Source organism: Vallitaleaceae bacterium 9-2 (assembly GCA_038396585.1).
GTDB lineage: Bacteria > Bacillota > Clostridia > Lachnospirales > Vallitaleaceae > UBA1351.
In genome coordinates, this window is record CP121691.1 from 939,504 (window position 1) to 951,755 (window position 12,252).

The window sequence follows — 12,252 nt, forward strand, 5'->3', positions numbered from 1 at the left end:
AAAGACAATGAAGATATAATAATATCTATAAGGAGGCAACAATGGAATATATTTATAAAACACAAAACGTGTGTGCCCGTAACATAAAGGTGGACGTAGAGGATAATATTGTAACCAATATTCAGTTTTTGAATGGTGGATGCAGTGGTAATCTTAAGGCACTTCCGGCTATACTTGAAGGGTGGACGGTTGAAGATATTGAAAACAAGCTTTCAGGTATAACATGTGGTAACAGACCAACATCATGTGCAGATCAACTTGTAAAAGCGGTCAAAGAGGCTTATCAATTAGCAAGTGAAAAAAAGCATTAAATTAATATGTGGAGTGGATAAATATATGATGAACTTAAACTGAAAAGGGAATGAGTTTTGGAATGAATTATTTAAAGATTTGAAATAAATATTTTTTATACTTATATTTTTTCAATGTATAAGTCAACGATAATGATTTAAGCTTGGATTCACCTGTAAAAAGTGAATCCAAGCTTTTTTTTACTGCAACAGCTAATGATATCAAAAAACACGCGTAATGATGAACAATCTTGTCAACAACCATCAGAGTATGGTATATTTGAACAAACTGTACGAATGGATTAGGAGGCTTATTGTGAAAATATACATATATTTATGTGTCGTAGGTATTCTTTTAGCAGGGTGTACGAATATTGAGACCATACAAGAAGAGATAGAAGATGAAGCAATCGTGATAGAATTTTGGTATGGACTAAAAGGATATCCCAACCAATTGATGAAGAAAATGATTGAAGACTATAACCATAGTCAATCCACTTATGAGGTTATAGGGGTCGAACAAACCAGCCATGAAGAAACCTTTGCTGCTTTAAAGGCTGCTATTGCAAGACAAAAAGCTCCCACGGTTGTACTTTTGGAAAATCAAGAATTAAGTTTCCTGGTCTCAAAGGGGGTCATTGATTCTATTGATACGCAAAGCTTTGAATTAGATGATTTTATTTACTCCTATCTTAGCCAAAACACAATTCAAGACAATGTCTATGGGATGCCCATGTTTGGAGGAACCCAGGTCTTATATTATCGAAAAGATTTTTTGGAAAATAATAATATCAAACCAGTCGATTTATTAACGTGGGAGTCTCTGGCATCCGTCTCAGAAAAATTGTCGGAAAAGCAAGGTGATGAGACCATTGTCTATGGATGGGAATTTATGTATGGAGTGGAAAATCTTATTGATGCCTCTATCAGTAATGGTGGGGAGTTTTTAAATGCGGATGGAAAAAAAATAAAGATTAATTCGAAAGAGTGGGTTGATGCATGGAACTATTTTCGTCGTCTGATTCATGAAGAAAAAGTTATGTATATTCATTATGGAGGGGAAGAGTGGAACCACTGGTATGCAACGATTGATGATGTCAAACAAGGCAGAGCAGCAGGTTATATAGGCTCCTGTGGTGACATGGGAGATCTTGATATGTCAATTATAGGTACATATCTGTTGCCAAATTGGAATGATAAGTTATATGAACCTAAGGGGGTTGTAAACTTACAATCTTTTTGTTTGCCTATGAATGATGCCACAGTTCAAGAAGGGGCGATTGATTTTATTAAGTATATGACCAGTGTGGATTCAGGAGTGTTGTGGGCAACAAAAACAGGGTATCTACCCGTACGCAAATCTGTAATGGATCAAGATGCATTCTATGAAGCAGTCCTTGCTAATCCAGACTATTTTATACCCATTCGTCAAGTCAAGATGGGGGCAAAAACGTTTATCGACCCAACAGAAGGTCATATTAACGAACAACTTGAACTTGCTGCATACAAAGTCCTCATCGAGAATGTGGATGCACAGATAGCACTTGATGAAGCGGCAAAAAATGCTCAGGCAAAAATGGATGAATTATTTAATCAATGGAGGTAAGTATGTTATTTCGATTTACACATATACGCAATCGAATTGCGGTTACGGTTTCCATGATTGTCGTTGGAGCCTTGTTATTAACAACCTATGCAGTAAGTTATATCTACAATCGTGAACTAACGCGCCAAGTATTTATCATCACCAATCAGAAGATGGATCGAATTGCAGATAGTATTGATGAAGAACTCGACCAAATCCTAGAACTACAAAATCAAATTCAAAATGACAACAATATCCAAGAGTTGATGGAAAAGCATCGACGTCTAGAACAAGATGATGCTCAAGTGATTAAAGAATTATCGGATTTGTTAAGAGATTATTCGTACTCCAATACGAGTGTAAACTCAATCTTTGCGTTTGATCTGAATAAAAATATTTTGGATCCGTTGTATCGTATTGAGCCTTATCATGAAATTGTATCAGAGTTTGAGGAATTTAAGCGCTTTATTGAAGCAGATGCATATAGTGAGTTTTCAGTGCCGACAACTTTTCCTAATCGCCACTACAATAATCAGGTATTAGAAGCTTCAACCATTACCTATTTTTCCAAATACATTAATCTGAATCACTTTGACCAGATTGGATATATTATGATTAACACCAATATTGATAGTGTCTTTGGAAAGTTTATGGATCTAAGTGAAAAAGAACTGGATTTTGCTATTGTTGTGGATCAGTACGGGCGAAAAATCATAGAGTCTGGCGAGGTTCCGACTACTTTTCAAAAGCAGGATGTGCTCCACGATATGGCAAACCAAGAGACCCGTAATATTATAGGTGCAGGGATGCAGACTTATATTATTAATCAATCGATAGAAGCACATCCAAGTTGGACGATTATTGGCGGCATTCACTATAATAATCTCCTTGAAGGTAATCGTATGATTATGAATATCGTCATCCTTATCGGTGGAATCAGTGTATTAGCAGTTTCGCTATTGGCTTTTTATATCGCCAAGCGGATAACCAAGCCGATTATTGAAGTGTCGGAATCGATGGAATCACTAGACTATGGAGTATGGCCCGAAGCTTTAGTGCCAAAGACTAATGATGAACTTCGAATTCTTGTCGAAGGGTATAACACTATGGTGCGTGACATTAAGTCGTCCATAGAAACCATTGAAAAAGAACAAACGGAAAAAGCGCATTTTGAGATTAATAATCTGAAGTTAAAGCTTGAGTTGCTTCAATCGCAGATTAATCCGCATTTTGTTCATAATACGTTAAATAGTATTAAATATTTGGCAAAAGTTAAAGAAGCATCGGAATTAGTGGATTTAATTGAATCGTTTAATATGCTGTTACGTGCAAGTATGTCAATTGATTCTGATTTTATCACCGTAGATGATGAGATGGCGTGTGTGAAGAGTTTTATGAATATTTTTACTATTCGCTATGATCATCCGATTGATATGATTTTTGATATTGACCCTCAATTGAATAAATGCCTGGTTCCTAAACTTATTCTCCAGCCAATCGTTGAAAATTCTGCATACCACGGAATCTTGGGCAAAGGCGTCAAAGGCAATCTAAAAATAAAAATATCACCTGTAGATTCGGATAAGATGAAAATAGAAGTTTGTGATAATGGACTAGGTATGTCCAAAGAAAAAGTAGAACAAATCTTAAGTGGACAGGTGATGCGCCAAGAAAAGAGCTTTGTGCGAAGTAAAAAAGGGTTTAATAACATCGGCTTAAAAAATATCAAAGACCGTCTGCAACTTTATTATGGAAAAAGTTGTCAGTTAACCATTAAAAGTCATGTAGGTGAGGGCACCAGTGTTTCATTTATTATTCGACAGACAAAGGAGAAAACGAGTGGACAGTAAGTATACAGTATTGATTGTAGATGATGAAAAACCGGCAAGAGAGTTGGTTAAAACGTTAGTGGATTGGCAGGAATATGGTTTTATTGTTTGTGGAGAAGCCAAAAATGGTTTGGAAGGCTATCAATTGTATGAAAAGTTAAAACCTGATCTTATTATTACAGATATTGATATGCCGGTACTTGATGGACTGGAGTTTATTCGTAAGGTTAGGCAAACAGATGCAGCACAAAAGTTTATTATACTCAGTTGCTATGAAGAATTTGCTTTTGCCAGAGAAGCCATACGCCTTAATGTAGATGAATATATGATTAAAGACCTGTTAACCAAAGAAGAAATCATTAATCAACTGTGTCAGTTTTCTAGTGTATCAAAACACCAAAGCGAGGAAGAGGCAATGGATGTAAGCCAAGAAGACTGGGAAATCAACAGTCGTAGGTTAAAGCATTTTATTGTCAATGGAGCTTTTGAAGATGCGTATTTGTTTTTGCGTATGCAGGTAAGAGAAACATATGGAATTATGGTGGTGAGTATAGATGACTACAAACGTTATCAGTTATATGATCCTGAACTTGACAAGGGAAAGATGAAAAGTGGCGTATTGGATACATTGTGCAGGGCAAAGCAGGAGAATAGTCAAATCCTTGAGTTTGCACATATTGGAAAAGGAATGTTCATCGTTATAACTCGATTGACCAATACAGTTAGTGAAGGTCAGCTATACTATGAGTTGACAAAAATGGCCAATGCTATTCGATATATTCATTCCAAGGAGCATAAAGAGACGTTAACAATTGCTATGGGACGTACATTTAGCCATGCACATGAACTAGAAGAAGCTTTTCACTTAGCGATGGATGCTATACGGTATCGGTTGTACCTTGGTAGGGCTAAAAATATATCGTATAACTCAAGCATCGTTAAAAGCATCAACACTTCAAAGCCGAATGTTGAAAAACTGATTGATGAGGTACAAACACAGATTAATAGTCGAAACCTAGAAGGGGCAATAGAGTCCATTATTGAGCTTTTTTCGGATAAAAACACAGGGTTTATACAGTATCATTATCTTATGGAGGTTAATGAGCAACTGGTTATGATGTTTATCGAGATGGCAAGAGAGTATGAAGTGGATCAAAAAGAGCTGATGGATGAAAATATTAGTCCGCTTCATGACTTAGACAGTATGGATACCATTGCCCAGATGCGAGCTTGGTTTGTAGCGTTAACTCAGCAATTAATTGGGCTGCTGCAAGAAAAAGAACAATATTCAAGACATGTGCTGATTGCCAAGCAATATATTGAAGAACACATGTGTGAAGCGGTGTCCTTAAGTGATATCTCGGACTATTTACACTTGCATAAAGTTTATCTTGCACGTATTTTTAAAAAGGAAATGGGGGTAACCATCACCCAATATATTCATGTAGTACGAGTGAACGAAGCCAAGAAGCTAATACGTACTACAAATTTGAAGCTATATGAGATTGCAGAACAGATTGGCTATGCAAATACCCATTATTTTTTTGTTGTGTTCAAAAAAATCTGTGGCATAACCGCCAGTAACTATAGAGAAAAGTATAAAATAGTTAATATTGAACAATGAAAGTTAACATTGAACAGTCTATTATGTGAAATATGCGCTATGATTAATGTATCAAAATGAATTGGGAGGAAAGTGATCATGAAAAAGCTTTTAGCAATTGTATTGGGGTTAGTATTAATAATGAGTTTATTCTCAGGATGTGCAAAAGAAGAAGCAGCTACGGATGCAGGCACACAACAAGAGGCTGCCGGATCCAATGAAACTGCAGATGAATCAACAACAGAAGAAACAGCAGCGCCAGAGCAAGAACAAGAGACACCAGACGATTATAAACTTGTGTTAAAACTCAGTCATGTGTTTAGTCCAGATGAGCAATTAACTAAATCCATGGATGCAGCAGCGGCAAGCATCTTAGAAAAAACGGATGGAGCGATAGAGATTCAGACGTTCCCACAAGGTCAGATTGCAACATATAAGGACGGGGTTGAGCAAGTTGTTCGTGGAGCTAACTTCATCTCTGTAGAAGACCCATCTTATATCGGAGACTATGTTCCGGAATTTACAGCACTTGTAGGACCTATGCTTTATAACAACTATGATGAGTATGTAGAATTGGTTCAAACAGAGATGGTTGAAGGCTGGAAGAAAAAAGCAGAGGAACAAGGAATCAAAATTTTAGCACTTGATTTTGTCTTTGGATTTAGAAATGTTATCACAGATAAAGTTGTCAAAACACCTGAAGACCTTCAAGGTGTCAAGCTTCGTACACCAGGTAGCCAATTGTTCATTGAAACCTTAAATGCGATGGGCGCAACAGCGACGCCACTTCCATGGGGAGAGACATTTAGTGCATTGGAGCAAGGTGTTGTTGAAGGATTAGAAGGGTCTGAATTTACGAATATCGGAACAAAAGTTTATGAAACAGGGATGAAGAATGTTGCTTTGACAAATCACTTCCTTGGAACATGCGGTGTGTATATCTCCATTGATGTGTGGAATGAGATACCTGAGAAGTATCAAACAATTATTCAAGAAGAGTTTACAGCAGAAGCACATAACATGGTTGAACTTTTAAAATCTCAACATGCGGATGTAGTTACAGAACTTGAAGGATATGGTGTAGAGTTTAACGAAGTTGATAAAGATGCGTTCATGGCAGCAACCAAACCTCTTTATGAGACACTTCCAGGATTAAGTATGGATATCTATGATGAAATTCAAGCAGAGCTTGAGATCATTCGAAACAACTAAAGTGACTCCAAAGATTGTTTAGATTTTGAATAGATTCTGCAGGTTATTTGCAGAATCTATTCTTTTACCAAAGGTTACGAAAGAGGTGCGACAGATGAAGTGGTTAAAATTTATTTTTAAAAATATTGAAGAATTGATTAGTGGAGTCTTTATTGTTGCTACGGTCATTATTGTCATCATTAACGTTATCCTTCGCTATTTTTTTAACATGGGCTTATATTGGTCTGAAGAAGTGGCGACCATATGTTTTGTATGGGCAGTTTTTGTAGGAGCGAGTGCGACCTATAAACATAAAATGAATATCGGCATTGATTTTTTGGTGAAGCGAAGTCCATTGGTTATTCAAAAGATTATGCGGATTTTTGTTGATGTCTTGTTAATTGTCATTGTCGGATATTTAGTATATTTAAGCGTTATATTTACAAATATTGCATCCATCAAGCCAACAGCTGTATTAGGCATATCTTCTGCATATGTGAATGCATCCCTTGTGGTAGGCTTTGGTTTGATGTTTATACATGCCATTCGTTTTTTTATTGAAGACATAAAATTTGTAATGACTGAAAAGAAAGAGGAGGTTGAATAATGGCATATCTTCCAATAGTTTTAGTGTTTTTGCTTTATTTTTCAAGTATACCTATTGCCTTTGCATTATTTGCAGCAGCGCTTGTATATTTTACGTTTATTAATGTTGGGATGCCACCGGATTTGATTCTACAAAAATTCATCTCTTCAACGCAATCTTTTCCGTTACTTGCGGTTCCTTTTTTTATCATGGCAGGTTCGGTCATGAACTATTCGGGCATCAGCAATAAGCTGATGAACTTTGCAGAAGTCTTAACAGGGCATATGTCCGGTGGTTTAGCACAAGTCAATGTTGTTCTAAGTACAATGATGGGAGGCGTATCGGGCTCAGCCAATGCAGACGCTGCGATGCAGTCAAAAATCTTAGTTCCTGAAATGGAAAAGCGAGGTTATTCACGTGCGTTTTCAGCAGCGATTACGGCAGCTTCTTCTGCAATCTCACCGGTTATTCCACCAGGGATTAACCTGATTATTTATGCTCTTATAGCCAAAGTATCTGTTGGGAAGATGTTTATCGGCGGCTATGTTCCTGGTTTATTGATGTGTTTGACACTCATGATTACTGTGGCGATTATCTCAAAAAAACGAGGATATACACCAACGAGAGAACGCCGGGCAACACCGATAGAGATTTTTAAACAGCTGATTGAATCAATCTGGGCTCTTTTGCTACCCTTTGGAGTCATTATGGGATTACGCTTTGGTGTGTTTACACCAACAGAAGCCGGAGCCATTATGGTGCTTGTCTCTGTGTTGATTGGATTCTTCGTCTATAAAGAACTAAAAATCATGCATTTTAAAGAAATCATCAAAGATACGATTTATGGAACCGGAACAGTCGTATTGATTATTGTAGCGGCTTCAGTGTTTGGATATTATATGAGCTGGGAACGTATTCCACAGACATTATCTACGGCTTTAGTTGGACTGACAGAAAATAAATGGGTGATGCTTTTAATTCTTAACTTATTGCTTTTGGTTTTGGGTATGTTCATTGAAGGTGGTGCAGCGCTTATTATTGTTACGCCATTAGTAGTTCCTGTTGTTGTAAATTTAGGCGTGGATCCGATTCACTTTGGTATGATTGCTATTGTTAATATTATGATTGGTGGAGTAACGCCGCCCTTTGGGTCGATGATGTTTACTACCTGTTCAATAACTAAGACGGAAGTCCATGATTTTATACGGGAGAGCCTCCCTATGATTGCGGCATTATTAATTGCACTGCTTATTATAACGTTCTTCCCGGCAATCGTTATGTTTTTACCAAATCTGATGTAATACATATATATAATATACATATGGAAAGGATATAGAATATGATTCTAATAGCACATAGAGGAGCATCAGGATATTGCCTCGAAAATACCATGGCATCTTTTGAAAAGGCACTTGAAATGGGGGCGACGATGATTGAACTGGATGTTCAGTTAACTGCCGATGAAAAAATAGTGGTTTATCACGATTTTGAACTAGGAAGGATTGTAAAAGGAGAAGGGTTTATCAAAGATCAGCTAAGTGAGGACCTAGTAAAACTGGACATTCCACTACTAGAAGATGTCCTTGACCTTGTGCCTTCTGATGTAGTGATTAATGTTGAGATAAAACGCTTGGGTATCGATCGAAGAGATGTAGCTCAAAAAGTATATACAATGGTTGAAGAAAAAGGACGGCTAGAATCCATAACTTTTTCAGCATTTGACCATCAGATACTTTTGGATTTGCAGTCGTTGGGGGCCAAGCGGCTTGGACTGCTTTTGGACTCTGGAATGGTTAGACCATGGGACTATATGCAATCTATAGGACTTCACTGTATAAGTATCAATCAATCCAAAGCATTTATTCATCCTCAGTTTGTTGAACAGGCTCATGCCCATGGATATCAAGTGTTTAGTTATACAGTGAATGAACCACAGGTAGCTAAAGCGTTTGAGACTTTTGGCGTGGATGGTATTTTTACGAATTATCTGGATATTCTTAATAAAGAGTGATGATGTAAACAATCGAGAAATATATCAAAAGGCTGTCTTATCTAAGGCGGTCTTTTCCTATACTACAGGAAAATCCATACATCCTTTCTCAAGAGTTATCTGTATCTATTGAATAAGTTAATATAACACAGTGAAAGTTAACATGACACATTTTTTTTAGAAGGACTTGAGCGTATGATTATGCTAAGGCGTTATATATGCGAAGGTTTATGGAAAGAAGGAGATTGTAATGAAAATTTTTCAAGACAGGAATAAAGAATTAGAGATTGAGATGGATCTCTATTTGAATTGCCTCCAAAAAGGTGTAATGACATTTAATGAAGGTATTAAAGACTTTATGGATGACAATGAAGGACAGTTTGATGAGCGTATCAAATCTATTATTGAGTTGGAAAATGATGCGGATGAACATTTGCAAACGTTGAAGTTCATCTTATTTAGATATAATTTGATGCCGGACTTGAGCGCGGATATCTTGGAACTGATGGATGCTATGGATGATATCAACGATATAGCCAAAGACGTTTTATTAGGTTTATATGTTGAACGTCCTTGTATTAACCCGGACCATAGAAGCGACTTTAAAATGATTGCAAAATATTCGCGCAAGGCGGTTGAGACTTTGATTAAAGGCGTACGTATTTATCTGACGCAGTTTAGGACGATTGAAGATTATGTCAGTAAGGTTTACCATTTTGAATCAGAAGTAGATACATTGCTATATAACTTAAAGGTGAAAATCTTCTCGGATAAAGATGACATGAATTTTCCGATTAAGATGCACGAGCGCTATTTTGCACAAGAGATTGCTAAGCTCTCAGATATTGCAGAAGATATTGCCGGAAAACTGGCGGTATTTCGTTTTAAACGAAGCTTATAGATAAGAGGGGACGGAGGAGGTTTTTGTAATGGATGTTACACTATCAACAACGATTTTTCTCTCGGCAGGTCTATTTATGGGATGGTCCTTAGGGGGAAATGATGCCGCCAATATTTTTGGAACAGCGGTAGGAACACGTATGGTGAGATTTTCAACGGCTGCGCTTATCTGTAGTATCTTCGTCATCTTAGGAGCGGTAGTCAGTGGTGCAGGGGCATCCCATACCCTTGGTGAGCTTGGCGCGATTAATGCCATAGGTGGTGCCTTTGCGGTATCAGCATCAGCAGCATTTACCGTTATGATGATGACAAAGCGTGGACTTCCGGTATCAACGTCACAAGCAATTGTAGGTGCAATCATTGGTTGGAATCTGTTTGGCGGGATTGATACGGATATATCTGTAGTGACCAAGATTATCAGTACGTGGGGGATTACACCTGTGCTGGCTGCGATTTTTGCGATGGTGATCTATTGGATTGTTCGATTTAGCTTAGAACACATCAACATTCATGTGGTTCGAGTCGATAAGTACACCCGCTACGCCCTTGTTATCGTAGGAGCCTTTGGGGCATATAGTCTGGGAGCGAACAATATTGCCAATGTGATGGGGGTTTTTATCAATGTGTCGCCATTTAACACGTTAAGTATTTCAGATACTTTTGTTGTCACAGATGTACAACAGCTTTTCTTACTCGGAGGCATCGCTATTGCCGTTGGAGTCTATACATACTCTAAAAAAGTCATGTTAACCGTGGGTAAAAGCATCTTTAAGTTATCCCCGATCAGTGCTTTTATCGTTGTCTTGGCAACCTCGATTGTTCTGTTTTTATTCTCATCAGAAGCGCTTTATATGTGGCTGACATCGCGAAATCTGCCGGCACTGCCACTAGTTCCGGTATCTCAGTCACAGGCGATTGTTGGAGCGATTATGGGGATTGGTATAGCAAAAGGCGGTCGTAATATTAATAGTCGTGAACTGCTTCGAATAAGTTCAGGCTGGGTTATGACCCCGATACTATCCATGGTTATATCGATGGTGTCACTGTATGTACTTCAAAACGTCTTCATGCAAACGGTAATTCGCTAATAAAAGCCATCCATACCTTGCAATATCTGATGTAAAATAGTAAAATATACCTAGATATATACAGTGAGGTGCAGGGGATGAGACGGATGGGACAGCCAAATAGGAAAAGTCTATATGAATACAAAAAACTAACGCATACCCACGAGATGGCTATGCGTTTTTTTAGCACAAAAATAGTGTCATTAAAGGTAACGGATTGATACATACCATACTCAAAGAAAGGAAGTGCGAAGAATGAAAGTACTAGGGAATATAATATGGTGGCTATTTGGTGGAGTTATACTCGCAGGGATATGGTTTTTGGGAGGCCTTCTACTAACAATTACAATTATCGGCATCCCCTTTGGCATTCAATGCTTTAAAATTGCAGGATTTGTCCTCTTTCCTTTTGGGAGAAATATTGAACTTGGACACTTTGGTGCAGGCGGCTTGCTCCTCAATGTATTATGGGCTATATTCATTGGATGGGAACTTGCCATAGGCCATCTGTTCGCAGCACTCTTAAGTGCTATAACCCTCATCGGCATCCCCTTCGCTAAGCAACACTTCAAGTTAGCCCAGCTAGCCTTTATCCCCTTTGGAGCAAGAGTGGGGTAGAGAAGGCGGCGGTGTATTGAAGAGTTTTGAGGATTAGGTGAAGGGAACCTTATCATAAATAAGTATTATTATAATGTTTAGGTATTAACTTTATAGAGAAGCTAGGCTGTTTTTAGAGGAAAATGGATTATTTGAGCATTGATTAGAATCGAGATTTTTTAGCAATAATAAATTATTCAATTTAGAACATTATCAAATAAATTTTCTGCATCATAAAATTTGCTGAACATTATAGACAGAGTTATCTCTTCGGATATGATTAATTCGGAGGTGATACAATGTATCGAGATAGAATTGAAAAAGTAGACTGCAAAGTAATAATCAAAGGTGAGGAATTATATAGCTATAAGGGGAGGCTAAGGAACCATGAAGATATTAAGAATGAAGTTCTAGCAAATTTTGCAAGAGAGTTCATGGCAGAGGTTGAGAAGTTAATTGAAGAAAAAGGCAAAGACTACGTTATGGGCTTATGCACAAGGGAGTAATTTGATTTTATGAGATGTGGGGAGCATGTTGCTTCCATTATTTTTGGAATTAATCAGAATCATTTATTGATGATATGTGAGACATTAAATTATTTAGCTTATAATAAC

The 12,252-nt window shown here is 37.5% G+C and carries 12 protein-coding genes; all 12 read left to right on the forward strand.

The window, feature by feature from the left end; genetic code table 11:
* Positions 1-41 precede the first annotated feature (41 nt).
* The 12 genes from QBE53_04380 to QBE53_04435 all read left to right on the forward strand — a co-directional run bounded on the left by QBE53_04380 (position 42) and on the right by QBE53_04435 (position 12,144).
* Positions 42-311 carry a TIGR03905 family TSCPD domain-containing protein gene (locus QBE53_04380; GenBank protein WZL82348.1) on the forward strand — a complete coding sequence of 90 codons (270 nt, stop codon included), beginning with the start codon at positions 42-44 and terminating at the stop codon, positions 309-311.
* Between the two features lie 295 nt (positions 312-606).
* Positions 607-1,896, forward strand: coding sequence for an extracellular solute-binding protein (locus QBE53_04385; GenBank protein WZL82349.1), 1,290 nt, complete (start codon positions 607-609; stop codon positions 1,894-1,896).
* A gap of 2 nt (positions 1,897-1,898) precedes the next feature.
* Positions 1,899-3,725 carry a histidine kinase gene (locus tag QBE53_04390; protein WZL82350.1) on the forward strand — a complete coding sequence of 609 codons (1,827 nt, stop codon included), beginning with the start codon at positions 1,899-1,901 and terminating at the stop codon, positions 3,723-3,725.
* Complete coding sequence (locus QBE53_04395; GenBank protein WZL82351.1) at positions 3,715-5,328, forward strand: response regulator; 1,614 nt, start codon at positions 3,715-3,717, stop codon at positions 5,326-5,328. The genes QBE53_04390 and QBE53_04395 overlap by 11 nt, the downstream gene beginning before the upstream one ends.
* A gap of 78 nt (positions 5,329-5,406) precedes the next feature.
* The gene (locus tag QBE53_04400; protein ID WZL82352.1) at positions 5,407-6,519 is read left to right on the forward strand and encodes a C4-dicarboxylate TRAP transporter substrate-binding protein; all 1,113 of its coding nucleotides are present in this window, start codon (positions 5,407-5,409) and stop codon (positions 6,517-6,519) included.
* A 94-nt stretch (positions 6,520-6,613) separates the two neighbouring features.
* Entirely contained in the window at positions 6,614-7,105 is a 492-nt protein-coding gene (locus QBE53_04405; GenBank protein ID WZL82353.1) for a TRAP transporter small permease, read from the forward strand.
* The gene (locus tag QBE53_04410; protein ID WZL82354.1) at positions 7,105-8,385 is read left to right on the forward strand and encodes a TRAP transporter large permease; all 1,281 of its coding nucleotides are present in this window, start codon (positions 7,105-7,107) and stop codon (positions 8,383-8,385) included. Before QBE53_04405 ends, QBE53_04410 begins: the two co-directional genes overlap by 1 nt.
* A 38-nt stretch (positions 8,386-8,423) precedes the next feature.
* Positions 8,424-9,095: a glycerophosphodiester phosphodiesterase family protein gene (locus QBE53_04415; protein ID WZL82355.1), complete on the forward strand. Its 672-nt coding sequence runs from the start codon at positions 8,424-8,426 to the stop codon at positions 9,093-9,095.
* Between the two features lie 229 nt (positions 9,096-9,324).
* Complete coding sequence (locus QBE53_04420; GenBank protein ID WZL82356.1) at positions 9,325-9,975, forward strand: DUF47 family protein; 651 nt, start codon at positions 9,325-9,327, stop codon at positions 9,973-9,975.
* Between the two features lie 28 nt (positions 9,976-10,003).
* On the forward strand, positions 10,004-11,062 hold the full coding sequence (locus QBE53_04425) for an inorganic phosphate transporter (GenBank protein ID WZL82357.1): 1,059 nt from the start codon (positions 10,004-10,006) through the stop codon (positions 11,060-11,062).
* Positions 11,063-11,296: 234 nt separating this feature from the next.
* A complete protein-coding gene (locus tag QBE53_04430) occupies positions 11,297-11,659 on the forward strand; it encodes a YccF domain-containing protein (protein WZL82358.1) in 363 nt (120 codons plus the stop codon).
* Positions 11,660-11,937: 278 nt separating this feature from the next.
* On the forward strand, positions 11,938-12,144 hold the full coding sequence (locus QBE53_04435) for a hypothetical protein (protein WZL82359.1): 207 nt from the start codon (positions 11,938-11,940) through the stop codon (positions 12,142-12,144).
* Positions 12,145-12,252 lie beyond the last annotated feature (108 nt).